This window comes from Acinetobacter sp. 18QD2AZ41W (assembly GCF_009829025.1).
In the GTDB taxonomy this organism is placed as follows: Bacteria; Pseudomonadota; Gammaproteobacteria; order Pseudomonadales; family Moraxellaceae; genus Acinetobacter; species Acinetobacter pseudolwoffii.
Window position 1 is genome coordinate 308,490 of record NZ_WURP01000001.1, and the last position, 23,366, is coordinate 331,855.

The following is a 23,366-nucleotide window of genomic DNA, read 5'->3' on the forward strand; positions in this document are numbered from 1 at the left end:
CTTTATCTCTCATTCATTGATACCAACATAGCTACACTTTGGACGTGGAAAGGCAGCGGTTTGTTGTGTGTTATTTTTAATTCCATTTCGTGCAAGGTCGACCAGCCATTCATGCTGACACTGACTGGCCCTGTATAGGTCAGGTTCTGAAATGCAGACTGGTTAAATGACTTATGCTCAAGGTCATACTGATTGCACTGGCCACCAATTGAATTGCGGACATACAAAACCGTTTCATGCGCCTGGATCTTATGAAACATTGCTGTATTGGGAACTTGGCTGTGATCCGGTGGCAAAAACTCAACTTCCATATTGAACGGCTGACCGGCAAACCATGTGCCCGAGGTTGGCTGATTGTCATCGTAGAAATAGCCATCTGCATTCTGGAATCGATACAGGGTAGTGTTATGCAAGTTTCTATTTGCCAATGCGCCGTTATGTGCAATCTCACAATCCATGAATGATGTTTCGTCCAGCTGCTCAAGCACAACCGAGGTTTTACGCTGAATCAGCATGAAACACAGATCATTGCCGGCGGCTTGTGGCAATGCACAGATTGAGCGTACAGATCCACCAAAGTCATGCTGTGCCCAGGCATTCATTTCCTGATCGCGGTTTAAAGTGATACTGGCCACCATGCCATCATTCAGCACCATCCAGACCAAGCTATACGGCGTTTGCTGATAGGTTAGTTCCTTGATACCGCCATGGTCTTCAGCAATGTGTGGTGCAATGGCTGACAGCTCAGGACTGACCAGACCGTCTACCTCGTAGCGATAAGACAAAGCACGCAAACGGTTACCGCCACGCTGAACAAATAGCAGCTCATTGCCGACCAGACACGGACGAACATTGGATTGCGCGCCGTAGGTTGTATGCTGTTCGATCTGGGCAGATGCAGGCGTAAATGCACCGGTTGAACTGATCAGAAACTCAGAACCACCAGTAAGCGCCACCACACCGCCACGTTGTGCCAGGTGCAAAATGTTATCAGCCTGTGCAGAAGATGAAGCCATACTAAATGCGCTGGCATCGTCCGTTGCTTCTAGGAAATCACCATCATTCCCGATTGCACTAACCCATAACTGGTTCGGGTTGTTCTTTGTGTTGGCAAAGACCAGGCGCTGTTTGAAGAATGTCACCGTGGATGGGTAGCCAGTCGCTGCTGTAAACGCTGCAGTATTCAAGGTCCATGATTTGGCAATTGCCTGTACTTGAGCATTCAGCTTAACAATGACTTCTCCCAGCACACCCGTTGGAGAAACATAAGAAGTAATTTTGACTTGGCCACCATTAATCGAAATGATTGCCCCCACATGCGCAGGAATGAATACAGACGCATCACCTGCAGTCACAGATTCCCAATCGGTACTATCGACTGCTGGCACCTTACCAGTGCTATCTGCTATTGCACGCCATGTCTGGCCAAGATAAATAACACGCTCACCAATGATGTAGTTTTCTGTTGAACTCCAGTTCGGAAAAGCAGCTGCATTCAGTGAAATGGTTTTGCCCACTTCCACGCCAGTCGGCGTTAATGCCACGTTCGGTGTGGTATTGATTTCATCCACCGGTGCGGTGACAAAAGTGAATTGATCAAAGTTCCAGTTATCAAAGTCCTTACTACAGACCAGACGATGCACCGGATGATCACCCTGAACAAAGAACATGCGATAGCGTGAGTGTGCCACTTGGATCTGTGCAACTTTGGCCACTGTGTTATACGGCGTACTTCCTGTATGAACCACGGATTGCGTTAAAGGGTCATACACCTGCAGAGTATTAATCCCCAAGATCAATAGAAATGGATTATCTGAGTTCGGAACAAAAGGAATCAGGCGCAATGCACCAGCGAAGATGCCCCGATATTTAGTACCCGGACGTTTCTTTGCTCCCCCCTCTACCAGTGGGATTGCATTAAGCAGTTTTTTAGCGCCGTTGGCATACTGCTGTACATCAGTTCGGGTGTGCAGTAATGGTGATAGCTCACCACTGGACAGGTTGTTTTTAAGTAGCCATTGCTTCATTAGTAGCGACTCCCGATATAGCGTGATTCCTCATACACGATGTCTTCTGATGGTCGTTCTTGCGCATTGATTGAACGTGCACGCTTGATCAGATCACGATATTGCGCTTCTGCCGATTGCCCTGCTGCATCACTACCAGTATTCGGTTTACATAGCTTTGCGGCCATCTTGAGTGACATGGCTTCCACCAGCATTGAATCCCAAGAATCTTCGTTATCGTTGTCAAAGATATATTCAAGATTGATCCGATTGGTATTGGCCAGAATGTAGTGATTCTCGACTTCGTATTTTTCTGTATTGGCGCTGATGATCCGGATGAAGTCACGCGGCAATGGGAAAGAATTGCTATAACCAAAGGCCGGATAAGTTGTCACCGGTGCAAGAATGGTACGTTTCTTTGCACATGACCAAGGATGATCACGCAGGATGGATTTACGCACCTGGTCATAGATACTACGGCAACGTTCAGCACGTGCAGTGTTCTCGTCAAATGAAGCAATGTTGCTGTCACCGATCAAGCTTAAAGCATGATTAACGATAGATGTTCTGGTCGAAATAGACATAAAAAAGCCCTCAAGTTTTTATGATCTTGAAGGCTTTTAAAAGTGGGTTTGTTGGGTATAAAAAAGACCCGACACCCCATGCCCAAGATGTCGAGCCAAAGCCCCTTTAATTAAGCCGGTGTGTAGTCAATCGCTACAACTTTCTTCTCATTGGCACGACCAGCACCAAATGAATGAACACCACCAACCTGTTTTACGTTCTTCTTATCCGGACGAGTCGAGATATCGAAGCTAGTAATATCTGCATCACCGAAGTGAACGGCAGACTTACAGTACATTGCTAGACGCTTGGTTCCGGCTGTAGCGCCTTGACCTACTTTTTCATAAGCAACCCAAGTCACACCTAACCACTTGTGACCTACTGCACCGTTCTGCAACATCTGAACGTTGACATGATCCGAGTTGGTCAAGATGGTGTCATTCAGGAATGCGTTAAGAACATCCGATGTGTACGTGATAAAGATTTCTTCACCGTTCTGCTCATCACATTCGTTCGCACGGAATAGTGATTTTGCTTTGGTGATTTGCTGCTTCAGCGTACCGAAAGCCGGTGCGATGATTTGACCTGCTGGTAGGTTCACCGTGGAAACAGTTGCTGTACCGGCATCGTCTACTACTTTGCGAGTCACTGGACCAACAAGCGCTGTATAAATAATGTCGTCAATCTTGCGCTCACGTGCGCTGATCAATAACTTCATATATTTGTCTTGTGGCATTGCTTTTAGCTTAGGCAGGTCACGCGGTTCAATTGGAATAAATAGATCCCAATCAGACATTAACGCAGTACGTACACCCACATCTGGATGAGTCCACTGAGTGTCACCATAGCGAGCACCAGAAGCCTGCATTTCTACAGATCCCATGTCATTGATGGTGAATGACTCACCTTCAATTTTTCCACGGTTCACAACGGTTTTAAGCAGTCGTGATTCGTTTTGCTGTGCCGCAACGTCGTATGTGTCATGGAACTGTTGAACAAACGCCGCTGTGATTTTGTTTTGGTTAGCCATTGGCTAAATCCCCCTTATTGATATTGCTTCGCATAAGCCTGTTCAACCTGTGCATAGACGCGTTTATGGTCTGGATGCTTGTCGTTCAAGTAGGCTTCCGACATCATTAATTGTTGAACTGATTCACCAACGTTTTGCTGTGTGTTAGAGGGTGGTAAATCTTCCTGAATATGCTTACCAATAGCGGCCGCTAGCTTTAACGCACCGATTGGCGAGTCTAGATCCGAAGCCTGAAAACCTAATGCTTCAATGGCTTGTTTGGCCAAGTTCACATTTGCGCCAAAGTCATTGCCCCATTCTTCCTGTAAGGCTTCCATTTGAACGGATTGATGCTGTTCATAGGCTTTAACGACTGCTTCAACTTGCTTATTGGTCATGCCTTCAGCATGGAATGATTCCAACACTTCAGTGTTATCCGCTTTAAAAGCATCAAAATCGAAGCCATCAATTGAAACGCTATAGGCATCGGCAGATTCTGGTACCGCTTTTGCTGGATCTGTTTCAACTGGTGCCGCGTTTGGTTCACCTGGTGCTGGATCTGCTGGCGGAGTGCCCGGAGTCGGTTGTGGTTCTGCTCCCGGAGTTGGTGCTGGAGTTGGAACTGGTTCAACTGCTGGTACGTTCTCTGGGTTTGGGTTCTGTTGTTCATCCATTGTCTTGCTCCATGTGTGCTAGTTCTAGGCTCTCGTCATAGCGAGGGTCGTTTGCTGTGTTAATTCGGTTGATAATGAAGTCCACGACTTCGGCACGACCTAAACGGCGGCATGTCTCACGTTCGTTTTCAGTGAAAGCATTGCGCTTAAATCGCACGGTGAGTTCTTCTAAAATTCGTTGGCCATTAACGTCCATATCGAAATGCATCTGATAGGTCAGCGCCGTTGGCTTTCGATGTGAACGCCATTTAACGTGGTGGCCAAAGCCTAATTCGTCCTCTTGCTCCTGAATCAGTTCTTTAAATTCCTGATCAGGCTGGGCCTTAAGATCGGCAATATCCTGCTTCAGTGCGAAAACTTGCCCTTGCAGTACTTCTGCACGTTCCCATTCATGGTGCTTTTCATTGCGTAAAGTGCTGGATATGGTTCTTTCCTTAAACAACTCATTGCCTAATGCTTTTGCCTTGTTTTCAGCTGCATAAAGCAAAGCGCAGGCAATCAGCGCAAGAATGGCCATTACTGCAAAACCTAAAATCATTGCATTACCTCACTGACCATTTGTGCTTCCAAGCCTTTACCCATGCCTTGAGTAATGGCACCTGTCATCTGTTGTGCCATAGCTGCTTCTTGTTCCTGTGCTGCTGCCTGCTGTTGTGCCTGTGCTTTCTGTTCACGGTACGCCTGAAGTTCATCAGTGGTACGCATGATTGAAGTTGGTGCACCTAGACCAGCTGCCAGCACTTGCGGTACTGCATCAAGATTGATGTTGTCCAATGAATCCGGAGCGACTTCGATAATTGCCCCAAGTGAAGCCATTAGACGTTCAATACTGGCCACTTCCTCAAGCTTCTGAGCACGTGCCAGTGGTGAAATAAACTTGAATGAAAGATTACGGCCCTGTAGATCCTCTGGTGCTTCGCCTAATGCTTCTGCCCGGTATGCCAGACCAAAAGCACGATCAAGGATAGGAACCAGTAACTCAGCCTGTGCACGGCCATATAGGGGACCAAGCTGCTGCCGGATCATATCGACACGTGCATAAATCTCTGCTGCTGTCGGTGGTGTGTTGTAATGCTGCTGCAGGCTGTCCGCCATCAACTTACGGCGGATGCTGGACTGAATCCGATCTAACAGCGGATCTGCGACCTGAAAGCCTTTTCCACTATCCAGGCGCTTCATTGAATCTACCTTTCCTGCAGTAACGATCTTGCCGCCACCGATACGTACAGTACGTGGGTTTAAAATGCCGTCATCTTCAGCAATCCAGAAACCGAGTACATCAATCTCAGCACTGCGCAAGGTGTCACGCATCAAAGCATTGGCTGATTTAGCATCTGGTAACGCCGTAGACATAATGCCGATGCCGTACACACTGCCCGGGATCTTTCTAAAGCGCGGTACCGCACAAGGAAACTCGTTATAGCCAGACTCCTTTAGAATATTTTTGCCATCCACTTCCACATGATATGAAGCGAACGGCATGTTCTTTGGCAGCAATACACGGCTGGTCATTGATGCTTTGACCTTACGCGGCTCAATCACATGCACAATCTTGAAACGGTCATCTGGTCGAGTCTGATAAGTGTTACGCACGGCATCACTTACTTTGTGTTCACCAAATTCACTGACCAACTGTGCAGCGGTTTTGGTGTACTCGCGGTAAATCGTATCTACTTGCCCGTCTGGACGTGTAGAAGCAATAAAGCACTCACCGATTGGCCAACACTGGTATGTGAAGCCACCACCTTTTTCACGGTCAATGTCTTGATAGATCACACCCCAACCAGCAACGGCGAAATCAATGATCATGTCGTAGATTTCACTGTCAAAGTTAGCGCCGTGGATATTGCGAAATAAGAACTGTGCGACCTGTTCAAGCCAGTGTTCACCTGGTGTGAGTTCGGCTTGATCGTCCATACCATCCGGTACAGCCTTAAACCAGATCGCGTTTGCAGGTGTGGTACCTGCTATCAGGTTAGATACAAAGATCAGGATTGATTCGGCAGCAGTAGAATCCAGCAAATCAGCACGCTGTTTCTCTCTGGTGCCTTCGGAACCTGAACCACCGTTAAAACACTGTTGGCGCTCAGGTGCTCCGTACTTATAGCATTCAGTCCAGTGCGCTTCGTATTTGGCACGTTCTGCCCGAAGTTCACCCAACCGTTTGCAGATTTGACTTGCTCGATCACTCATGCCTTATCCACCTAGTGTTGATTTCTTATTGCTATCACCAGCACTCAGGACTTCCGATGCTCGACGCTTTTTCATCGCAGCCTGTGCATTGTCCTGTTTAGATTGCTGGGCTTCTGGTGAGTTTTCAGCTGCTTTATTCGCTGCACGCTCTTTCGTACCAACGATGTCGAGTCCAAAAAGCTTCCCACTGTTTTGAAACAACTTGCCGATTGATCCTCCGCACATATCAACCTCCTAATGTATTTTTCTTCTCGTCCTGAGAAGATCCAGAAGAAAGAACTTCAGATGCCTTACGCTTTTTACGCTGTGCCACCTGTTCGTTTTCCGCTGTCTGTGCCTCTGCTCGGGCTTTGGCTTCCGCTGCCTGAGCGTCATAGCCCTTAGATGCTGCCTTGGTATCAGTCAGACCAATGGCATCAGTCACAGTGCTAATGGCCTTGCCTACGAATCCACCACACATGGTTAGTACTCCTCGGTGATCCAACCGTTAGGGCCTACAACTTGGCGCGTGCGCTTTGCTGTTGGGTCGGTAGATGCATTGGATGTAGGTGCATGTTGTGTAGGTGGTTGTACTGATTCACCTTTGTTTTTGCGCCATTGAAGGAATTCTTCATATTCCTTTTTGGCTGCCTGTTCTTCTGCAGTTGGTTCAACTGGTGTACCTAGTGAACTGGTTTCATTAGTAGACTGGTCTTGTGATTCAGCATCTTGGCCAGTGATGCGCTCTAACGCTGCATCGGCCTGTTCTGCTGTGGTCGGTGCCTTCTCTGTTGCACCTGGTGTATTTACTTTGCGAGCTGCCATAAAAAAACCCTATCGTTGGTTGATAGGGTTACTGTGGGGGTATGGGTGTTGGGGTTTGTTGTGTGTTATTTAAGAGGATTATCTTTATCAAGCATTACTATCAACTTGTCATACCTATCATGAAAATCTCTTATATCTTTAATACGCTCCATTGCCTCTTTTAGCTCTACTTCTAGCTCCTTTATGGTAAATACATCACAATCATCATTCACTGAATCCAGCATAATTTCTAAACACTCTTTCATCTCAACCAGAGTATCTTCTGTTGAGTCTGAAATTTCCAAAAACCCATCAATTAACTCTCTTTCTACCTTGGTTAAATCACATGCATGCTTAGAAAATATTTTTATTTTTAGTGTTTTTAATTTTATTGCATTAACGACATTCAGCTGTTGATAAATAAACTCAATAAGTTGAAGTCTTAATTCAAAATATCTTTGTTTCTTGAAAAGCTTAATTTGATAATAGACATAATAGACAGCTATCAATGCAATGATAATTTGCACTTGTCCCGAATTGCTCCCCAACCAAGCCCATGCATTGACAATACATTCCCACATAAAATAAATCCTTATTATAAATTGCCCTCATTCTACCTAAACTTATTAAAAAAATTACTATTCTTCGGCCCGACATACTGAATCCATCTCCATACATCACGCCAGTAAAACCAATCGCCGTTGGATTCCTTCCACGGCGTGCCGTCATTCTCTATGTGGGTGTAGTCAGGTGGCATGGTCACCTTCCAGCGCAGCACTGATTAATCCTGCCATTTCTGCCGATTCTTCATAACTCCCAGTGTAATATTCATTCATGATTGCTTTTACAGCATCAAGACGTTTCTGCAACTGCACACACTCCCCCTCAAGGTTTAGGTTTGTTTCTTGCAATTCATCAATATGCGCCTTCATTGAATGCTGGCCAGCTTCCTGGTGTTGCCATGCTTTACGAGCACCAATGATTTGCACTGGGCTTAAATTTTCAATCAAGCAGAACTCTTTAAATTCACTCACAACCCTAACTCCCGATCCAGTTCCTCAATGACCTGATCGCACAGGCCGCCGTCTTCAAAAATATCCATCTGGCCAATCTTGTACTTGTATGTCATCCATTCACCTTCCAGTGGGTAGCGCACAATGCCCGTCTCCGTTTGCCAAAGCATAATGAACGCATGGCCGTTGTCGTAATTAGGAACGCCACCACGCGCCCATTCACTCACAGTTGAAGCACCAGATACAGGCAGAACGTCCGCAATCTTTTCGTGTGTCCAGCCACATTTGCCCAAGTCCAGAATCATGCGATTGAAGTCCGGACGCTTGTAATTTCGAAGTTTTAACTTGAACTCTTTGACCTTCTTTTTGGTATGCAGATTGATAAAACGCGCGCGCGCGCGAGGAGAGTTCGTATATACCCCCTCTCCACACTCACCACCGACTAGTTGCAGCCCCATAGAACTTCCCATAGCAACCCCTATATTCACTTTAAATTTCCATCACTTTTATTTTGAGTAATCCGCCTTTAACCACATTGCCCCGGCGTACTATCAGCTCATCAAACTGTTCGTCATCTACGCAAAATTCACACTTCACCAGGCTATCAATCGTTGCTTTCAAGTAATTATCGATATCCCGTCTTAACCGATTTGGAAAATGAAACGTCACCTCCAGTTTTAACCGTGCTGCTGTTCTGGTTGGCGGTACCAACATGCTGACCAGATCGTGAAAATCTCTTGCCTCATCACTTAACTTGAAACCGCGTCCAGATTTCTTCCAGTAGTGGTTTACCGATGGAGGAATGGCCGGCAAATTAAAATCTAAAATGACTTTTTCACCCCCTGCGCTATTTCGCTCTAGTTTCGCGTCTACGGCGTTTTGTTCTGCTTCATGTGTCTTTGCTTCAATTTTGTTTTTAAATTGCACTGTCGCGCATTCCTTGCGCAAATTGTGCTTATTCAAGTGAACTTCTAACTGTTTTTCGCTCCAACGGGCTCCAGTCATGTACAAGCCCCAAACAGTTGTTTTGATTTTTCAGTTGGCAGGAAGCCTTGCGGACTCTTTTTATCGCCTGTGACATAGCCAAGATCCTCAAGCGAGGATAAATACCTACACACAGTTCTTTCGCTTACACCTGAAACCACTTGCTCCAGAACATCTATCACATAGGTTTTATTTGTCCGGAACGTGATGAACAGCATGATTTCAAGGGTTTGCTCAAACATATGGCTATGAGATTTACTAATCATGCTGCACCACCTGTACGCTGATCATTCCAATTGCATTCGACTACGCTTAAACCACCTTGCTGGAATCGAGACCAAAGACGATCACCTAAGTCTTTTTGCAGTTCCTCCAGGGTTAAATTTGAAATCAGCATGGTCGGCTTCATGCGGTCATAGCGTGCATATAAAACTTTGTGGACCAGCTCCCGGCGCTTATCACGGTCATGCAATCCGTATTCATCCAGAATTAATAAATCGTATTGAGTGAAATCATGGATTACAGATTTCTCTGTAGCGTCTGGTGCATCCCATGCGTGCATGATTCGTTGTGCCAGATCTTCACTGGTGATGTAGCGTGCATGCTTACCCTTGTTGAGTAGTGTTCGTGCCGTAGCACAGCTCAGATGGGTTTTTCCTGTACCAGTCGGCCCAACCATCACAAAGTTATTCTTGTCGCCGTTGATCATGTTCTTGGCGAAGGAAACAACCTGATTTAAAGCGTTCTGGTGTCCTGCATGTTTCACCAGGTAATTTTTAAAACCTGACTGAGCATGACGCTCTGGAAGTTGAGCACCTGCAAAGTGCTTTTCACGTACCTGGCGATCCACTTCGGCCTGTGCTTGTGCGAGTTGTTCTTCATGGAACTCTACGGCGCATTTTGGGCACTTGTGATATGGCCCGGCTTGAACCATAGCGACTTGATGCTTATTGCAGATCTCTTGAACTTTTTTGAGTTCAAATGAAAACGATGACATTGCGTTCATACGAAGTCCTCCGGGATATCCACTTGGAAGTTTTCAACAGGTGCGTGATAAGTTGCCTGATCTTTCCATGCATCATTCACGTTCAGATTTGCGTTAGGTTTCTTGCTGGCTTTTGGTTTTTCAGTCTTCGGTTTTGCAGGTTGGTAATTGCGTAACCAGTTCAACCAGGTGGTCATCCACTTTTGAGAAATACGTTCAGGTTGACCAACTGACCATTGCGCCAGCTCTTTGAGTTGTTCAAGTACGATGTCTTGTGACAGCTTTGGAAAACTCACAGCTGCTTGAGCCATGAAATCTTTTTTGATTGGGTAGGTTCCGGATAAATCTTTCAGCGTGTACAGCTTTGGATCGTCAGAGTGGTAGTCAATAAAATTCAAAGCACCACGATCCTGAGGAACAAATTCAGCCGGCGCTTTATTCTTATTATTTTCTAAAGATTCTATAGGTGTATCTATTGTGTGTTCGGTTTCCGAACTAGTTACTGGTTCGGTAGTCGAACTAGTACGGTTCACTTTCCGAACTGGTTCGGTAGTCGAACTAGTCTTGTTAGTGAACTGATCTTTTAGGGATATCTCATTTAAAACGTATTTTTTTACGCCCCTTGAACCAGTACCAGCAATTGAAACAACCTTGAGTTTTAATAGCTCATCTATGCCATTTCTGACAGTTTCACGGCTTAATTTACGTGCACCTAGTAAGTCGCCACCCTGTAACTGCGAGTAGCTAACAAAATCAGACTCCTTGTTATGTCCGTTAATACGGTTTTCCAGCTCCGCATAAACGTTACGTGCAGCATCACTAATGAATGGCCACACTTCTTTTCGATACAAGCGACTAGACATAACATAGCCCTGATCGAACTTATCGCTATACATGCTTTTTCCAGCCCCTTGTGCTGGTTGTGAAGGCTTCTTAAACGGAATTACTTGTGCAGTATTCATTTCTTCACAACCTCCCCGATACGTGTTAAATTCAACATTTGTTGCATGCCTCATTTACTTTCTGAGTGAATGGCAAAGATGCTCATCTGTTCGCGCAGATGGGCATTTTTTGTGCCGGTAGGTTTTATCAATGGTTCAGGTGTTAATTCAAAAATAGGCGTGTCTACGGTATCTGTGGTCAGACGCATAAGAGATGCGAGATTATTTAAACGTTCCCGAACTTCAGAAATATTTGATATGCCCAAGCTTCTTATATGCTCAGACAGAGTTTTGTTTTCAGATCTAGCAATTGCTTCCAAGTCGCGCTTTTCGTCATACGTGCATTTGAACGTGATACTTTCAGTTAATTTTTCAGACATGCCTTCTACCTCACACAGCCTTATCGCGCAGTTCGATCCAGATATCCATCCAGTCATCTGGTCTAAGATCCTTTCTCGTTACTTCTTTATTCGAAAAAATCTCAATGGCAGCACAAGTCGCAGGCTTAAAAAGACTGGTGGTTTTATCTTTATTCATAAGTGCTGCCTGCTTGGAAAGATATTCGACAGATGTTTTGCAAGATTCAGCCAGCTCTTTTTTTTGATCTGAATTTAGACCTCTAAAATAGGTCACGAATTTACTACTCATTAAAGAAACTCCTTATTAATACGAGAATATTACATTTTTGTATTTTTATTAGCAAGGATAAATACATTTTTGTGTTTATACATTTTTGTAATACATTGATAGAATCGAAAACATGTCTAAAGATCATGATTTAAATAAAGCGTCTTCTGATGCTCGCGCAGATAAATTGGATTCTTGGGTGAAGACTCACTACAAGAACCAGAGAGAATTTGTCGAAAAATTTGGGTTAAATCAGGGTGAAATATCCAACCTAATTCAAAAGAAAAGAGTTCTTGGGGAGAGGAAGGCTAGAAAGCTAGAAGAGCAAACCGATATTCCTGCTATGTATTTAGATGGAAAGGATGTCGTTGTTAGTGAGTCCAAGACGCAAAGTATATTAAGCAAGAGATACGATAGGCTTATCGATCTATGCCAGTCTTTAGATACTTTGCAAGAGAATAAATTATTATCTGATAGTGATTTAGATGACATTAATATTGTGTTTGATAATGCTATTAGGACTATTAATGAAATGGTTGCGAGAAGGATCAAGCCCAACCAAAAAGAAAACGCATCTTAGAATTTTGGATTAAAGCCTTAGGGGAAAATTAATGAGAATACTTCACATGCTGTGGTTGCCATTTGCTTATTGGTTTTTCCCCTACAAATTAGCCAATCACGCTTTACGTGGAACACTAAAAAAATATGGTGTAAATCTAGCAGTTATACCAGACGCACTTACTCAAGAAATTTCAAAAGATATCATTAAGGGCCAAAGGTTTTATGGAAGAAAACCTAGTGTATTTAAGCAATTATATGATTTACAGCTCCTTACAGATTTTAATGCTATTACAATGAAAAAATTAATAAAGGGTGAACTTAAATACGAATTTGAAATGACCCCAGAAGTTGAAAAAGTAAAAAATATCATGCTTAAGCATGCTGTTAGTCAACTATAAAAATAAGCCGCATACCCGAGCGGCTCTTGGATCGGGTGGAGAAGAACATGGGTTTTAATTTTTTAGACTTAAATGACAATGTACGGAATGCAATGCTTGAAGAGGTGAATTTAGACATCTCCAGCAACACCCTGTATTACAGTAAAAGATTTAATCAACATGGGATTGATAGTTATCCAAACATTTTAATTGAGAGCATTAAGGGGGGTAATGAACAAACTCTTGCTAATGCAATTCGTAAAGACGATATGTTTAATGCCTCTTCAGTAGATAAAAATGGTAGAGCATCTAGAACACCAAGTAATGCACATGAAACACTTGCAGAAGGTGAATTTAATCGTTTTTATATTCGTGCATTAGCACGTATTGCTATTAACGAAAATAAAGAATTAGAAGTATATCGCGCAAAAGAAGTGTCTAATGCGCGAAGTGAATCAATCCAAAAAATTGGAATCACAGTTAATCCAAACGACCTACTAGCCGATCTAAGAAAAAACATTGGAATTGATACTTTTCTAGGGCTTCCTGGCGGGGTTAATTCAGGATTAAGTGTTAAATTAGTTTAATACCAAGTAAATACTAAAGATCCATTTTCTTGCAGCTCATAGCCAGCTGAATTCATATGACCTTCTATCTCGGCCATATAGATATCATCTTCTGTGTTACTGGCTTCATCTAAGATATTAGTTAAATAAATTCCATGTTTATGCGATAAATCGGTTAGTTCTTCTAAAAATTTCAATTGATTTTTATCCATAACAAACTCCAAACAACCCATCCCTGTGATGGGTTTTCTTTTGTCTATTAAATCCTAAATATAAAAATAATCATAGAAAATATTACATTTATGTATTGCAAATAAATACATTTTTGTAATATCCTTATTTCGTACCCAATAAAAAGCCCGCGATGGACTGGAAATCTAGCGGGCTTGCAAATATGCGAGATAAGTATGAAACAAAATCCTATTCAAAGCAACCTGCCAGAGTTTGATGCATCAAGCATGACTTCTGAGCGTTTGTACCAGCACCCAGAACCGAAATCAGTAGCGAAAGAAGTTGCTTCAAATGTCGCTGCTTGGATGCTCCTATTTTCAATCTTCTTTGGTCTGTCAGTCATGATTCTGCATGCAGCGGAAAAGCAGTCTGCTTACCAGGCGGAAGCGATTGCGAATGCTGTTGGGGGTGCGAAGTAATGGCTGATCAAGTGATTACATTCACCCAAGAAGGTGAATTTCAAGCCTACTACGCAGCATGCGCATGGTGCAAAGAGAATGGTTATAGCCATGGATCTATGCAAGCTAGAGCGCCAATTGGGCTGCTTAAAGGCGACTGGATAATTGCTAAATGGCGCAACCTTTCTCCAAAAGAGCGTCAGCAGCTGGACGGAACAATTACGTGCATTGAGACCTTTCGTGAAGCACCTGTTCATGTCGTGATTAAAGGTGAAAGCTTATGAATGCCTATGTTAATCCTACCCGGATTATCCCGATCCGCGCTTCATCGCTAGGCGATCTGTTTGATTGCCCTGCACGCTGGGAAGCAAAGAATCTTTTAAACAAACGCAATCCAGCTGGTGCACGCACTCGCTTGGGTACCGCAATTCATGAAGCCGTAACCCAGTGGGATCACCTAAACTTAATCGGTGAAGAAGTTAGCCTGGAAGAATGTGAAGAAATTTTGCATCACCAGATCTGGCAACCAAATGAAGAAGTGGATTGGTCGGATCTGAACCAGAACGATGCTGAATCAATTGGCCAGTCATTAATGCACAAGTACATCACCCACATTGCACCTACTCAGAAATTTATCGGTGTGGAAGTGCGTTGTGAATCATTAATCCTTGCAGATCTAGGCATTGAACTTACTGGAACCATCGACCGCATTTATGAAAATGAAGATGGTGAATTGGGTATCTCTGATATCAAAACCGGTAAGGCTGCTGTAGCCAGTGACGGCGTAGTGAAAACCGTTGGCCATGCTCCACAGATGGGAATTTATACCGTACTTGCTGCACATGCTCTACAGGAACCAGTAACAGCCCCTGCCCGTATTTATGGCCTGACGACTGGCAAAACAGATAAAGGTCAGCACGTGGGTATCGGTGAAATTGAATCACCTGCAGAAGTACTGCTGGGTACTGAAGAAGATCCAGGACTACTGCACCATGCGGCCAAAATTATTAAACACGGTACGTTTTACGGCAACTCTAAATCAATGCTCTGCAATGAAAAGTTCTGCCCTGCGTACGCTACCTGCAAATTTCGTAAGTAATTAATTTTTAAAATATAAGGAATAACACAATGACTTCTCAAGTAATGACAACTGAACAACTTCGTACTTCTCGCCAAGCTGCTCATGCTGCACCTAAACCGGTTGAAGTGGGCCTTACTTCACTTGAAGGCTTTGAACTGGCACAGCGTATTGCCAAGATGCTTGCAGCCTCAACCATGGTGCCGGAAGTTTACCGCGATACATTGAAAATCAAAGATGGTAAAGACCAGAACGGCAACTGGTTATATCGTTCAGAACCAAATCCAAACGGCTTGGCCAACTGTGTAATTGCACTGAACATGGCTAATCGCATGGGTGCAGATCCGCTGATGATTATGCAAAACCTTTACATTGTTGAAGGTCGTCCAGCCTGGTCATCTCAGTTTGTTATTGGTGCTATTAATACTTCTGGCAAATATTCACCGCTTCGCTTTGAAATGGAAGATCGTGGTGAAATTGAAGTGACCTATACCACTAAAGACTGGAAATGGAATGAGCGTGCTCGCAAGAGCTTGCCAGAGGAAAAAGTTCACACGATTAAACTGCGCAACATCGTATGTAAAGCCTGGGCAATTGAAGCCGGTACAGGTGAGCGTCTTGAATCTGCAGAAATATCGATGGAAATGGCAGTTAAAGAAGGCTGGTACCAGAAGAACGGATCTAAATGGCAAACCATGCCTGAGCAGATGCTTCGCTATCGTGCTGCATCATTCTTTGGCCGGATCTATGCACCAGAAGTGTTGATGGGTATCCGTACACAGGAAGAAGAACTTGAATCAATCATTGATGTAACGCCTGAGCCAGTGAATACAGCACCACAAACTTTGGACAGCATTAAGCAGAATGTTGTGAAAGAAGTTGTTACCGATGCACCTGCAGAAGAAAAGCCAAAGCGCTCACGTCAGCCTAAGGCTGTAGAAGAAGCACCAGTTGAACAGGCTGAGAATGTCCAAAATCAAACATCAAATGAGGCGGCCGAAGGCGAACTAAGCGTAGATGAATTAAAGCGCCTACAGCAAGAAGCTGAAGCATTGGTACAGCAAAAGAAACAACCGGGATCTAGTGATCTTAGACGTGCTTATGCCAAGGCTCTGAATACAGCTAAATCCTTGGCCGATGTACTCGATATCGAAGAGCAGATCGAAAATGACGGTGCTTTAAATCAAGGTGATGCTCAGTATTTAGTAGGCAACATTGAAGAAGTGCGCGCCAAGTTTGAAACGTCACGAGTGCCAGCTGTAGATCCAACCAAGAGTAATGCATTCAAAAATGGCATGCTCCGTTCGATTGAAGATTCAAGAGACTTAGAGCGTCTTGAGGTATTAGCACCGCAGATCACAGAAGCCAAGCCAAAGCTGACCAATGAGCATCATCAAGAATTATTGCATGCCTATGCTGCACGCAAGGCCATTCTTGAAGATCAAAACGATATGTTCAACAACAACTAAACCAGATATGGCCACACCTTCGGGTGTGGCGCTTAAAAGAATTTTTAGAGGAATTGGCGTGATGGATATTCGGGAAATTCAAGAAAAATTTGAAGATTTACTTTTAGCAAACCCTGACTTTGATGAAAGCCTTTTGGAGAAAGATGAAGAAGGCTCTTATTCGGATTCTGATATTCAGCATATGTACAGCATGTTTGAAGCTGGTACAGAAGTTAGAGAGCAATGGCAAGCAGCAAAAGCCCAAGCGGTGCCGGAATGGATTTCTGTTGAGGATAGTCTTCCTAAGAAAAATGCAAACGTCCTCTTAAATGTAGTTGCTCGAAGACGTGGTAAGCCATTTAGTTGTATAGGCTTTTATTCAGTTGAGCCAGATGACGAGCCTTGTTTTATCTTGGATGACAATTTCACAATTTTAAAAGGCGTAACACACTGGATGCCTTTACCGGATGCGCCACAGGAGCCAGCCAATGACTAACATCTACAAAATTGAGTCGATTGGCGACTTCTTGAAAATCCCATCTGATCGCATCCATGTTTGCTTGCAGGAAATGGCTGATCACATGGCTGAATTTAAGGCCGGACTGGAAGCCTTGGGCGTAGAGCCAACGGGTGCTGAAATTAAAACTTTCACCTGGGAGGATGACGGAAAAAATGATCTAAACATCACCCTTAATTGCGTTGATGGTAGATCGGCTACTGTGAAAATTATTCGTGGAGAGCCAGCCAATGAACTTTGATGATGCTCAATTCCTCTGGTGCACCAACTGGTGCAAAGCACAAGGTTTAAGCCCATACGATGCAGCGAATTGGGCAGCTGCTAAAGCGGAATATTTGAAGGTTTCAAAGGAGGTGTCTTAATGGTTTTATATATCTCAACGCCTGAGTTACTGAAGCGTTATGGGGTAACAAAAGGCACTTTGATCAACTGGCGCAATAAAAAGGATTTTCCTGAACCAGTGATCAAAGCACATGGGCGCTCAAGCAGCCGTTATGGTATTAAGGCCGTGGATGCTTGGGAAAGAGACAACGGATTGCTTGAATCACTTGAAATACAGCCTTTGATATCAAAGCGCTCGTAATTGTCCAATATGGCGCAGAGCTTGAAGAACCACTTTTCATATGCCTGCGCCTGATCATCTAAATATTCGTGTAAATCATAAGTTCCCCACACTGCAGGTAAACCATGGCCAAGCATAATTTCACAAATATGCGGTGGTGCCAGTTCTGATATATGCGTTCTCATGGTCCTGCGTAAATCATGTGTGGTCCAGTGCTGGATATCCACCCCAAAACGTTTACGCACATTCTCATTCACATATAGAGGTATAGTCGTCTGAAAGCTTTTGGCCAGCATGGTATAGGCTTTGCCTTTTAAGTTCGGGAAAGCGTATTCACAGCTATCAGGTGAGAGTGAAAACACATACTTAATGAATGGCACAATTTGCGGAATGATGGGCCGGATAATCGGCTTATGGGTACGATCCCCCATTTTGTGATTCTCTGGTGGTACGTGCCAGATCATTTCCTGAAAATCAAAGTCAGACTTCTTGGCCAGCCTTAATTCTGATACACGACATCCGAAAAACAGCAGCATGATGATAATGGCTTTGTTTTTCGGTGATATGGCGTTGGATCTCAGTGAAGCATGCACTACCCAGAATATTTCCTGTTCTGAAAGATAGCGTGACCGCTTCACTTTCTTCACGTTTAGATCCACTGCTCTTAAGTGCTGAATAGGCTGATGCTGTAATTTTCCGTGAATGCATCCCCAGCGCATGATCATTCTTAAATTTCCCAGCACCTTGATCGATACGGTTTTAGCATCCGCAGCAATATCAAAGAGCAATTGCGACCACTCCTGCAGCGACACATCATCACAGATCCGTCTACCTATACGCGGGTAAACATGCAATTCAAAGGCTCGATAATCATCCTTGTATGAGACTTTATGAATGGCAACGGTATTAAACCAAAGATCGCAAATGTCTTTGACTGTGAGCTGTTTCAGATAGTCGCTTTCCCCTTTCAGTTTAAGCTGCATTGGATCCTTGCCCTGGTCGAGTTCAGCTTTATATTTATGTACCTGTACCCGGGCATCTTTTAGGCTAAGTAAAGGGTAAGTACCCAAGTCCAGTCTTTTCGCCTTGCCGCTAAAACGATAGCGATATTGAAAGACAATCTTGCCTTTAGGTGTAATTCGAACTGACAGGCCATCCCGATCCGTCACCACCTCAACTTTTTCACGCGGTTTCCCATTGTTGGATTTGAGCCAACTATCACTTAAAGCCATTTAAATTTTCCAGTCCAAATGTTCTATACTCTGTACATATTTAGGCAGAGCGAAATTATGTACACACATATGTACATATTTTTTCTTGAAAGGTAAATGACTTTGTTGAACTTTGAATTTATTTGATTGCCGTTAATAAACGCGAAAATTGATTAATTCTATTGAATCTAAAGCTTTTCTATATGCTTTGTTGAACTTTGAAAAACTTTGGAGAATCTTGAATGCAAAAGCCGACTATAATTTTCGATATGGATGGAACTTTACTTGATCTTGCCTACGATGATTTCATCTGGAATGAGTTGCTGCCTGTGCGTTATGCTGCCACACATGGCTGTAGCATGGAACACAGTCAGGCGACCCTCTCCGCATTCTATCAGGAACATAATCATACCCTAAACTGGTACTCCTCACGCTTCTGGACGGCTAAAGTCGAAGTTGATGTTCTGGCGATGCAGATTGAACATAAAGACAAAGTCGCCTTACGCCCGTATTGTCTCGAATTACTGGATTATCTGAAAACGAATGGCTACCCGATCTGGCTGGCCACCAATGCCGATTGTGCCGGCCTGGCCTTTAAATTGGATCACTTAAATTTAAGCCATTATTTTGATGTGATTGTCAGTTCAGAAACGATTGGGCATGCCAAAGAATTTGTTGAATTCTGGCAAGGCTTGAATGCCATGCATCCCTTCGATCCGCAACATGCTTATTTTATTGATGATACCGAAAAAGTCCTGAATGGTGCCAAAGCCTACGGGATTGAAAACCTGCTCAGTATCCAGCACCCCTCCTCGGCCAAAGTCGCACGCGAGACTTGCAATTATCCGATGCTGCACCAATTAACAGATTTAATCACTTATTTAAATCAGGCTGAGGTAGAGAAAAAATATGCGTAAATCGTCTTTACCCGAAGATGCGGTAGGCATGCGTATAGACAAATGGCTTTGGGCAGCACGGTTTTTCAAGACCCGTTCCATTGCCAAACATGCAATTGAAGGTGGTAAAGTCCACCACAATGGTGAACGTGTCAAAGTATCACGCGAAGTCCGTGTTGGCATGGAACTGACGATTCAGCAAGGCATCGACAAGAAAACTGTCCTGGTTAAAGAACTTTCTGATGTTCGCGGCCCTGCACCTGTGGCACAAAAACTGTATGAAGAAACCGAAGTCAGTATTGCTCGACGGGAATTGATTACCTCACAAAGAAAGTTGCATAATCTAGCTCGTCCCGATCATCGTCCAAGCAAGAAAGATCGCCGGGATATCAGTAAATTTAAAAATGAAAATAGTCAGAGTTTTGATCAGTCATGGTCGTATAATGACGATTAAATTCAAGCGTCAGAATGTGTCGTACATGCGCTGACATTGATAGAACACTAGGGAAAATTCTGTCACTATACGCCTGTGGAACAAAGCTCTAATTTAAGACATCCACTTGAGTACTAACTGAGTGACATCGTATTGAGGTTGTAAGATGGATGAGAATAAAAACAAGGCGCTTAATGCTGCCTTAAGCCAGATTGAAAAACAGTTTGGTAAAAATACAGTCATGCGTCTTGGTGACAATACCGTTCAGGCTGTTGAAGCTGTATCTACAGGTTCTTTAACCCTGGATATCGCACTCGGTATTGGTGGCCTACCGAAGGGCCGTATCGTCGAGATTTATGGTCCTGAATCATCAGGTAAAACCACGATGACCCTGCAAGCAATTGCAGAATGTCAAAAAGCCGGTGGTACGTGCGCATTTATCGATGCCGAACATGCACTTGATCCGCAATATGCGCGTAAGCTTGGCGTAGATATCGACAACCTGCTGGTATCGCAACCCGATCACGGTGAACAGGCGCTTGAAATCGCAGATATGCTGGTACGCTCTGGTGCAATTGACATGATCGTGGTCGATTCTGTAGCTGCTCTAACGCCACGTGCGGAAATTGAAGGCGAAATGGGTGACTCGCATATGGGTCTGCAAGCCCGTTTGATGAGCCAGGCACTGCGTAAAATCACCGGTAATGCCAAGCGTTCCAACTGTATGGTGATCTTCATTAACCAGATTCGTATGAAGATTGGTGTCATGTTCGGTAGCCCGGAAACCACGACTGGCGGTAACGCATTGAAGTTCTATGCATCTGTACGTCTAGACATCCGTCGTATTGGTCAGGTGAAAGAAGGTGACGAGATCGTTGGTTCTGAAACCAAAGTCAAAGTCGTGAAAAACAAAATGGCACCTCCATTTAGAGAAGCGCTGTTCCAGATTCTGTACGGCAAAGGCGTGAACCATCTAGGTGAATTGATCGATCTTGCTGTACAGCAAGAAATCGTGCAGAAAGCCGGTGCGTGGTATTCTTATCAAGGCGACAAAATTGGCCAAGGTAAGAACAATACCATCCGTTATCTGGAAGAGCATAAAGAAATGGCACAAACCATTGAAAAGCTGATTCGCGAGCAACTGCTGACCAAAGCCGTGATCACTGAAGAAGATAATAAAGAAGAAGCAGATCTTTTAGATGCCTAATCTATTATTTGCCTAGTCTTTAAACATCACGACACAGCGCCCTACGGGGCGTTTTGTTATTATGGGTAGATGATAAAATGCGAGAGAAAGATGTCAGAGGCAAAATTCAGCAAACTGCTCGATTATGAAACTTTAAAACAGCAATTTGGCGATGCTGATGATCAAGCGACCCAGCAAAACACATTGAAACAAAAACCCACTTTCGACTCAGAAGAGCGCCTGTTTGATACCCCTGATGATGAAAAGAAAAAACCGGGCTTAACTGGCTCGCGTTTGCGTTCGCATGCCTTTGCCGTACTGACCCGCAAGGAATATGCCAAAGCCGAACTGATCGAGAAGCTATGCCTATATGCAGAGGATCGCGATGAAGTGCTGGAATTAGTTGAAGAATTATCACGAGAGAATTATCAGAGTGATCAGCGTGTCGCAGAAACCATGCTGTCGAGCCAAAAGCGTAAAGGCAAAGGCCCCAATCAGATTAAAATGAAATTAAAAAACAAGAAAGTTGATACGGCTTTAATCGCAGAAGAACTGAAAGAAACTGACTGGGTGCAGCAAGCCTATGCGCTGAAAGTCAAAAAATATGGGGCGGAAGTTACTAAAGATCCGAAGCTCAAGGCCAAACAGATCCGTTTTCTGATGTACCGTGGTTTTGAAATGGATACGATTATTAAGGCGATTAGCCGTAAAGTGGAAGATTAATTTGTATTCAGATTCATTAATAGACCCACTACAAAAGTGTTTGCATATTGATCTTAAAATGAGAAAATCAGTTCGCTAGCAGAACGAATTATTGGGATAATAAAATGTTAAAAATTAGCTGATATTAGAAGTTAGCTTTGAGATTAATAGGCTGGGATAAAATGTTTTTATTATTGAAAAATATGGTGGCAACCCTACCAGCAAAGCTCCGGCACATCATAGTTCTATTACCGTTGCTACCTTCCGGTCCTGGCGGGGTTCATAGAGTACAATTGCGAAGTAACCAGCAGGGCTACCATTACAAAAACAGAGTATAGAGATTTTTAATCAAGTTGCAAGCTTTGTTCCTTAAAATAATCCATCAAGCTATCCGTTTGATTATTTTAAAAACAATATTGATATTTCTGCTGATTTTCAAGCGATCTTCACAATCAATCCATCAACACCCAGATTCGCATGATCTTTGTAAAACCTTGTTGCAATTTCTAAAAATGCCGTTTTTAATGTGTGCAATGTATATGAATGATCTTCTTTAAAAGATGAGCAGCGGATACGTATCTCACAAAGAATTATGGAAATTTTATGATGTTTAAAAAGACCGTATTGTGTGCAGTGACAGCACTCTTTACCACACCGCTATTTGCCAATATTCCAATTGAATCGCGTGGCTTGAGCCAGACTGCCAATCAAGCGTCAATGAATACCCAGTCTGCGAGTTCTGCCGGCGTATCGACACCTGTGCAAACCAATACCAGCTGGCAGATTATGCAAAAAAACCAGCAACTGGAAAGTGATCTGCGGATCTTGCGCGGCAAAATGGAAGAACAGGAAAATGAAATTGCCCAACTGAAAAGCGAACTGACCAATCGCTATGCCGATCTCGATCAGCGCCTGGAACTGTTACAGCAAAAAATTGAACCGGCTGAAGAAAACCCAACGGAGGACAACCCACAGGATAGTTCTCCCAGTTTAAATGCGAATGAGATCAATACAGCGAGCAGCGGACAACAGCCCACCGAGCTGGACAAAGCAGCCTATACAGTAGCCTTAGATGCCTATAAAAATGGCGGTGCAGCCAAAGCCATTGCACCCATGCAGAACTTTATTAAAAACAATCCGAATAGTGTGTATATCAGCAATGCCTATTTCTGGTTAGCAGAATTCAATCTGGCCATCGATCCGCCAAATTTTGAAGAAGCAAAACGCAATTACACCATTGTGGCAGACCGCTATCCAAAGTCGACCCGTGCTTCGCGTGCGCTTTATCAACTGCATAACATTAGCAAGGACGTCGAGCAAAAACCGGCCATTGCCACCCAGTACAAGAACAAATTACTCAGTAATTACCCGCAATCTGAAGAAGCTAAATTTTTTAAGTAATAATCTTCTAGATAACCCTT

The 23,366-nt window shown here is 43.7% G+C and carries 35 protein-coding genes and 1 other RNA gene; 15 read left to right on the forward strand and 21 right to left on the reverse strand.

Features of this window, described 5'->3' with window-relative positions:
* Window positions 1-2: 2 nt before the first annotated feature.
* The 18 genes from GVV58_RS01400 to GVV58_RS01485 form a co-directional block, all read right to left on the reverse strand.
* Window positions 3-2,027 carry a carbohydrate-binding protein gene (locus tag GVV58_RS01400; RefSeq protein WP_159515827.1) on the reverse strand — a complete coding sequence of 675 codons (2,025 nt, stop codon included), beginning with the start codon at window positions 2,025-2,027 and terminating at the stop codon, window positions 3-5.
* Window positions 2,027-2,590, reverse strand: coding sequence for a hypothetical protein (locus tag GVV58_RS01405; RefSeq protein ID WP_159515828.1), 564 nt, complete (start codon window positions 2,588-2,590; stop codon window positions 2,027-2,029). The genes GVV58_RS01400 and GVV58_RS01405 overlap by 1 nt, the downstream gene beginning before the upstream one ends.
* A gap of 110 nt (window positions 2,591-2,700) precedes the next feature.
* Complete coding sequence (locus GVV58_RS01410) at window positions 2,701-3,600, reverse strand: phage capsid protein (protein WP_005251558.1); 900 nt, start codon at window positions 3,598-3,600, stop codon at window positions 2,701-2,703.
* 14 nt (window positions 3,601-3,614) lie between these two features.
* Window positions 3,615-4,253 carry a hypothetical protein gene (locus GVV58_RS01415; RefSeq protein ID WP_159515829.1) on the reverse strand — a complete coding sequence of 213 codons (639 nt, stop codon included), beginning with the start codon at window positions 4,251-4,253 and terminating at the stop codon, window positions 3,615-3,617.
* The gene (locus GVV58_RS01420; RefSeq protein ID WP_159515830.1) at window positions 4,246-4,791 is read right to left on the reverse strand and encodes a hypothetical protein; all 546 of its coding nucleotides are present in this window, start codon (window positions 4,789-4,791) and stop codon (window positions 4,246-4,248) included. The genes GVV58_RS01415 and GVV58_RS01420 overlap by 8 nt, the downstream gene beginning before the upstream one ends.
* The gene (locus tag GVV58_RS01425; protein WP_159515831.1) at window positions 4,788-6,446 is read right to left on the reverse strand and encodes a portal protein; all 1,659 of its coding nucleotides are present in this window, start codon (window positions 6,444-6,446) and stop codon (window positions 4,788-4,790) included. The genes GVV58_RS01420 and GVV58_RS01425 overlap by 4 nt, the downstream gene beginning before the upstream one ends.
* Window positions 6,447-6,449: 3 nt before the next feature.
* On the reverse strand, window positions 6,450-6,671 hold the full coding sequence (locus GVV58_RS01430) for a hypothetical protein (protein WP_159515832.1): 222 nt from the start codon (window positions 6,669-6,671) through the stop codon (window positions 6,450-6,452).
* A 1-nt stretch (window position 6,672) separates the two neighbouring features.
* A complete protein-coding gene (locus GVV58_RS01435; RefSeq protein ID WP_159515833.1) occupies window positions 6,673-6,906 on the reverse strand; it encodes a hypothetical protein in 234 nt (77 codons plus the stop codon).
* Window positions 6,907-6,908: 2 nt separating this feature from the next.
* On the reverse strand, window positions 6,909-7,250 hold the full coding sequence (locus GVV58_RS01440; protein WP_159515834.1) for a hypothetical protein: 342 nt from the start codon (window positions 7,248-7,250) through the stop codon (window positions 6,909-6,911).
* A gap of 65 nt (window positions 7,251-7,315) precedes the next feature.
* Entirely contained in the window at window positions 7,316-7,810 is a 495-nt protein-coding gene (locus GVV58_RS01445; protein WP_159515835.1) for a hypothetical protein, read from the reverse strand.
* A 165-nt stretch (window positions 7,811-7,975) separates the two neighbouring features.
* Window positions 7,976-8,263, reverse strand: coding sequence for a hypothetical protein (locus GVV58_RS01450; RefSeq protein WP_159515836.1), 288 nt, complete (start codon window positions 8,261-8,263; stop codon window positions 7,976-7,978).
* A complete protein-coding gene (locus tag GVV58_RS01455) occupies window positions 8,260-8,712 on the reverse strand; it encodes a hypothetical protein (protein ID WP_171502617.1) in 453 nt (150 codons plus the stop codon). Before GVV58_RS01455 ends, GVV58_RS01450 begins: the two co-directional genes overlap by 4 nt.
* A gap of 19 nt (window positions 8,713-8,731) precedes the next feature.
* Window positions 8,732-9,247, reverse strand: coding sequence for a RusA family crossover junction endodeoxyribonuclease (locus GVV58_RS01460; RefSeq protein WP_159515837.1), 516 nt, complete (start codon window positions 9,245-9,247; stop codon window positions 8,732-8,734).
* On the reverse strand, window positions 9,244-9,492 hold the full coding sequence (locus GVV58_RS01465) for a hypothetical protein (RefSeq protein WP_159515838.1): 249 nt from the start codon (window positions 9,490-9,492) through the stop codon (window positions 9,244-9,246). Before GVV58_RS01465 ends, GVV58_RS01460 begins: the two co-directional genes overlap by 4 nt.
* On the reverse strand, window positions 9,489-10,232 hold the full coding sequence (locus tag GVV58_RS01470) for an ATP-binding protein (protein WP_159515839.1): 744 nt from the start codon (window positions 10,230-10,232) through the stop codon (window positions 9,489-9,491). Before GVV58_RS01470 ends, GVV58_RS01465 begins: the two co-directional genes overlap by 4 nt.
* On the reverse strand, window positions 10,229-11,074 hold the full coding sequence (locus GVV58_RS01475) for a hypothetical protein (protein WP_252721245.1): 846 nt from the start codon (window positions 11,072-11,074) through the stop codon (window positions 10,229-10,231). Before GVV58_RS01475 ends, GVV58_RS01470 begins: the two co-directional genes overlap by 4 nt.
* Window positions 11,075-11,223: 149 nt before the next feature.
* On the reverse strand, window positions 11,224-11,532 hold the full coding sequence (locus GVV58_RS01480) for a hypothetical protein (protein WP_159515841.1): 309 nt from the start codon (window positions 11,530-11,532) through the stop codon (window positions 11,224-11,226).
* Window positions 11,533-11,542: 10 nt separating this feature from the next.
* The gene (locus GVV58_RS01485) at window positions 11,543-11,800 is read right to left on the reverse strand and encodes a Cro/Cl family transcriptional regulator (protein WP_159515842.1); all 258 of its coding nucleotides are present in this window, start codon (window positions 11,798-11,800) and stop codon (window positions 11,543-11,545) included.
* 112 nt (window positions 11,801-11,912) lie between these two features.
* Here GVV58_RS01485 and GVV58_RS01490 point away from each other — a divergent pair, with 112 nt between their 5' ends.
* Genes GVV58_RS01490 through GVV58_RS01500 form a run of 3 tightly spaced genes read left to right on the forward strand, consistent with a single transcriptional unit; the run spans window position 11,913 to window position 13,304 of the window.
* Window positions 11,913-12,359, forward strand: a complete 447-nt coding sequence (locus tag GVV58_RS01490) for a hypothetical protein (RefSeq protein ID WP_159515843.1) — start codon at window positions 11,913-11,915, stop codon at window positions 12,357-12,359.
* Window positions 12,360-12,405: 46 nt separating this feature from the next.
* Complete coding sequence (locus tag GVV58_RS01495) at window positions 12,406-12,738, forward strand: hypothetical protein (protein ID WP_252721246.1); 333 nt, start codon at window positions 12,406-12,408, stop codon at window positions 12,736-12,738.
* A 47-nt stretch (window positions 12,739-12,785) separates the two neighbouring features.
* Entirely contained in the window at window positions 12,786-13,304 is a 519-nt protein-coding gene (locus GVV58_RS01500; RefSeq protein WP_159515845.1) for a hypothetical protein, read from the forward strand.
* Here GVV58_RS01500 and GVV58_RS01505 read toward each other — a convergent pair.
* Window positions 13,301-13,495, reverse strand: coding sequence for a hypothetical protein (locus tag GVV58_RS01505; protein WP_159515846.1), 195 nt, complete (start codon window positions 13,493-13,495; stop codon window positions 13,301-13,303). The two genes, GVV58_RS01500 and GVV58_RS01505, sit on opposite strands and share 4 nt — an antisense overlap.
* Before the next feature lie 195 nt (window positions 13,496-13,690).
* Here GVV58_RS01505 and GVV58_RS01510 point away from each other — a divergent pair, with 195 nt between their 5' ends.
* The 7 genes from GVV58_RS01510 (at window position 13,691) to GVV58_RS15575 (ending at window position 17,538) form a co-directional block, all read left to right on the forward strand.
* Window positions 13,691-13,933, forward strand: a complete 243-nt coding sequence (locus GVV58_RS01510; RefSeq protein ID WP_159515847.1) for a hypothetical protein — start codon at window positions 13,691-13,693, stop codon at window positions 13,931-13,933.
* Window positions 13,933-14,196 carry a hypothetical protein gene (locus GVV58_RS01515; RefSeq protein WP_159515848.1) on the forward strand — a complete coding sequence of 88 codons (264 nt, stop codon included), beginning with the start codon at window positions 13,933-13,935 and terminating at the stop codon, window positions 14,194-14,196. Before GVV58_RS01510 ends, GVV58_RS01515 begins: the two co-directional genes overlap by 1 nt.
* Complete coding sequence (locus tag GVV58_RS01520; RefSeq protein WP_159515849.1) at window positions 14,193-15,011, forward strand: PD-(D/E)XK nuclease family protein; 819 nt, start codon at window positions 14,193-14,195, stop codon at window positions 15,009-15,011. Before GVV58_RS01515 ends, GVV58_RS01520 begins: the two co-directional genes overlap by 4 nt.
* 29 nt (window positions 15,012-15,040) lie before the next feature.
* Entirely contained in the window at window positions 15,041-16,459 is a 1,419-nt protein-coding gene (locus GVV58_RS01525) for a recombinase RecT (RefSeq protein ID WP_159515850.1), read from the forward strand.
* 7 nt (window positions 16,460-16,466) lie between these two features.
* A complete protein-coding gene (locus GVV58_RS01530) occupies window positions 16,467-16,934 on the forward strand; it encodes a DUF551 domain-containing protein (protein WP_159515851.1) in 468 nt (155 codons plus the stop codon).
* Window positions 16,927-17,196, forward strand: a complete 270-nt coding sequence (locus GVV58_RS01535) for a hypothetical protein (RefSeq protein WP_159515852.1) — start codon at window positions 16,927-16,929, stop codon at window positions 17,194-17,196. Before GVV58_RS01530 ends, GVV58_RS01535 begins: the two co-directional genes overlap by 8 nt.
* A 120-nt stretch (window positions 17,197-17,316) precedes the next feature.
* Window positions 17,317-17,538, forward strand: coding sequence for a hypothetical protein (locus GVV58_RS15575; RefSeq protein WP_005251506.1), 222 nt, complete (start codon window positions 17,317-17,319; stop codon window positions 17,536-17,538).
* On the opposite strand, the gene GVV58_RS01545 is transcribed toward GVV58_RS15575, so the two are convergent.
* Window positions 17,448-18,749, reverse strand: coding sequence for an integrase family protein (locus GVV58_RS01545; RefSeq protein ID WP_159515853.1), 1,302 nt, complete (start codon window positions 18,747-18,749; stop codon window positions 17,448-17,450). The genes GVV58_RS15575 and GVV58_RS01545 overlap by 91 nt on opposite strands.
* 221 nt (window positions 18,750-18,970) lie before the next feature.
* On the opposite strand from GVV58_RS01545, the gene GVV58_RS01550 reads away from it, so the two are divergent.
* From GVV58_RS01550 to GVV58_RS01565, 4 genes are all read left to right on the forward strand, one after another.
* Window positions 18,971-19,645, forward strand: a complete 675-nt coding sequence (locus tag GVV58_RS01550; protein WP_159515854.1) for an HAD-IA family hydrolase — start codon at window positions 18,971-18,973, stop codon at window positions 19,643-19,645.
* Window positions 19,638-20,078: a S4 domain-containing protein gene (locus GVV58_RS01555; RefSeq protein ID WP_005096718.1), complete on the forward strand. Its 441-nt coding sequence runs from the start codon at window positions 19,638-19,640 to the stop codon at window positions 20,076-20,078. The genes GVV58_RS01550 and GVV58_RS01555 overlap by 8 nt, the downstream gene beginning before the upstream one ends.
* Before the next feature lie 145 nt (window positions 20,079-20,223).
* Window positions 20,224-21,264, forward strand: a complete 1,041-nt coding sequence (gene recA, locus GVV58_RS01560; protein ID WP_005096717.1) for a recombinase RecA — start codon at window positions 20,224-20,226, stop codon at window positions 21,262-21,264.
* Between the two features lie 90 nt (window positions 21,265-21,354).
* Window positions 21,355-21,966: a regulatory protein RecX gene (locus tag GVV58_RS01565; protein WP_159515855.1), complete on the forward strand. Its 612-nt coding sequence runs from the start codon at window positions 21,355-21,357 to the stop codon at window positions 21,964-21,966.
* A gap of 192 nt (window positions 21,967-22,158) precedes the next feature.
* Here GVV58_RS01565 and ffs read toward each other — a convergent pair.
* An RNA gene (ffs, locus tag GVV58_RS01570) (signal recognition particle sRNA small type) lies at window positions 22,159-22,255 on the reverse strand.
* Between the two features lie 293 nt (window positions 22,256-22,548).
* On the opposite strand from ffs, the gene GVV58_RS01575 reads away from it, so the two are divergent.
* The gene (locus tag GVV58_RS01575; protein ID WP_074382857.1) at window positions 22,549-23,346 is read left to right on the forward strand and encodes a YbgF trimerization domain-containing protein; all 798 of its coding nucleotides are present in this window, start codon (window positions 22,549-22,551) and stop codon (window positions 23,344-23,346) included.
* Window positions 23,347-23,366: the final 20 nt, after the last annotated feature.

Bases quoted from the DNA above. Each gene is read 5' to 3' on its own strand.
- GVV58_RS01400 (WP_159515827.1), bottom strand. From the start codon at position 2,027: ATGAAGCAATGGCTACTTAAAAACAACCTGTCCAGTGGTGAGCTATCA.
- GVV58_RS01405 (WP_159515828.1), bottom strand. From the start codon at position 2,590: ATGTCTATTTCGACCAGAACATCTATCGTTAATCATGCTTTAAGCTTG.
- GVV58_RS01410 (WP_005251558.1), bottom strand. From the start codon at position 3,600: ATGGCTAACCAAAACAAAATCACAGCGGCGTTTGTTCAACAGTTCCAT.
- GVV58_RS01415 (WP_159515829.1), bottom strand. From the start codon at position 4,253: ATGGATGAACAACAGAACCCAAACCCAGAGAACGTACCAGCAGTTGAA.
- GVV58_RS01420 (WP_159515830.1), bottom strand. From the start codon at position 4,791: ATGATTTTAGGTTTTGCAGTAATGGCCATTCTTGCGCTGATTGCCTGC.
- GVV58_RS01425 (WP_159515831.1), bottom strand. From the start codon at position 6,446: ATGAGTGATCGAGCAAGTCAAATCTGCAAACGGTTGGGTGAACTTCGG.
- GVV58_RS01430 (WP_159515832.1), bottom strand. From the start codon at position 6,671: ATGTGCGGAGGATCAATCGGCAAGTTGTTTCAAAACAGTGGGAAGCTT.
- GVV58_RS01435 (WP_159515833.1), bottom strand. From the start codon at position 6,906: ATGTGTGGTGGATTCGTAGGCAAGGCCATTAGCACTGTGACTGATGCC.
- GVV58_RS01440 (WP_159515834.1), bottom strand. From the start codon at position 7,250: ATGGCAGCTCGCAAAGTAAATACACCAGGTGCAACAGAGAAGGCACCG.
- GVV58_RS01445 (WP_159515835.1), bottom strand. From the start codon at position 7,810: ATGTGGGAATGTATTGTCAATGCATGGGCTTGGTTGGGGAGCAATTCG.
- GVV58_RS01455 (WP_171502617.1), bottom strand. From the start codon at position 8,712: ATGGGAAGTTCTATGGGGCTGCAACTAGTCGGTGGTGAGTGTGGAGAG.
- GVV58_RS01460 (WP_159515837.1), bottom strand. From the start codon at position 9,247: ATGACTGGAGCCCGTTGGAGCGAAAAACAGTTAGAAGTTCACTTGAAT.
- GVV58_RS01465 (WP_159515838.1), bottom strand. From the start codon at position 9,492: ATGATTAGTAAATCTCATAGCCATATGTTTGAGCAAACCCTTGAAATC.
- GVV58_RS01470 (WP_159515839.1), bottom strand. From the start codon at position 10,232: ATGAACGCAATGTCATCGTTTTCATTTGAACTCAAAAAAGTTCAAGAG.
- GVV58_RS01475 (WP_252721245.1), bottom strand. From the start codon at position 11,074: ATGTCTAGTCGCTTGTATCGAAAAGAAGTGTGGCCATTCATTAGTGAT.
- GVV58_RS01480 (WP_159515841.1), bottom strand. From the start codon at position 11,532: ATGTCTGAAAAATTAACTGAAAGTATCACGTTCAAATGCACGTATGAC.
- GVV58_RS01485 (WP_159515842.1), bottom strand. From the start codon at position 11,800: ATGAGTAGTAAATTCGTGACCTATTTTAGAGGTCTAAATTCAGATCAA.
- GVV58_RS01490 (WP_159515843.1), top strand. From the start codon at position 11,913: ATGTCTAAAGATCATGATTTAAATAAAGCGTCTTCTGATGCTCGCGCA.
- GVV58_RS01495 (WP_252721246.1), top strand. From the start codon at position 12,406: ATGCTGTGGTTGCCATTTGCTTATTGGTTTTTCCCCTACAAATTAGCC.
- GVV58_RS01500 (WP_159515845.1), top strand. From the start codon at position 12,786: ATGGGTTTTAATTTTTTAGACTTAAATGACAATGTACGGAATGCAATG.
- GVV58_RS01505 (WP_159515846.1), bottom strand. From the start codon at position 13,495: ATGGATAAAAATCAATTGAAATTTTTAGAAGAACTAACCGATTTATCG.
- GVV58_RS01510 (WP_159515847.1), top strand. From the start codon at position 13,691: ATGAAACAAAATCCTATTCAAAGCAACCTGCCAGAGTTTGATGCATCA.
- GVV58_RS01515 (WP_159515848.1), top strand. From the start codon at position 13,933: ATGGCTGATCAAGTGATTACATTCACCCAAGAAGGTGAATTTCAAGCC.
- GVV58_RS01520 (WP_159515849.1), top strand. From the start codon at position 14,193: ATGAATGCCTATGTTAATCCTACCCGGATTATCCCGATCCGCGCTTCA.
- GVV58_RS01525 (WP_159515850.1), top strand. From the start codon at position 15,041: ATGACTTCTCAAGTAATGACAACTGAACAACTTCGTACTTCTCGCCAA.
- GVV58_RS01530 (WP_159515851.1), top strand. From the start codon at position 16,467: ATGGCCACACCTTCGGGTGTGGCGCTTAAAAGAATTTTTAGAGGAATT.
- GVV58_RS01535 (WP_159515852.1), top strand. From the start codon at position 16,927: ATGACTAACATCTACAAAATTGAGTCGATTGGCGACTTCTTGAAAATC.
- GVV58_RS15575 (WP_005251506.1), top strand. From the start codon at position 17,317: ATGGTTTTATATATCTCAACGCCTGAGTTACTGAAGCGTTATGGGGTA.
- GVV58_RS01545 (WP_159515853.1), bottom strand. From the start codon at position 18,749: ATGGCTTTAAGTGATAGTTGGCTCAAATCCAACAATGGGAAACCGCGT.
- GVV58_RS01550 (WP_159515854.1), top strand. From the start codon at position 18,971: ATGCAAAAGCCGACTATAATTTTCGATATGGATGGAACTTTACTTGAT.
- GVV58_RS01555 (WP_005096718.1), top strand. From the start codon at position 19,638: ATGCGTAAATCGTCTTTACCCGAAGATGCGGTAGGCATGCGTATAGAC.
- recA (WP_005096717.1), top strand. From the start codon at position 20,224: ATGGATGAGAATAAAAACAAGGCGCTTAATGCTGCCTTAAGCCAGATT.
- GVV58_RS01565 (WP_159515855.1), top strand. From the start codon at position 21,355: ATGTCAGAGGCAAAATTCAGCAAACTGCTCGATTATGAAACTTTAAAA.
- GVV58_RS01575 (WP_074382857.1), top strand. From the start codon at position 22,549: ATGATGTTTAAAAAGACCGTATTGTGTGCAGTGACAGCACTCTTTACC.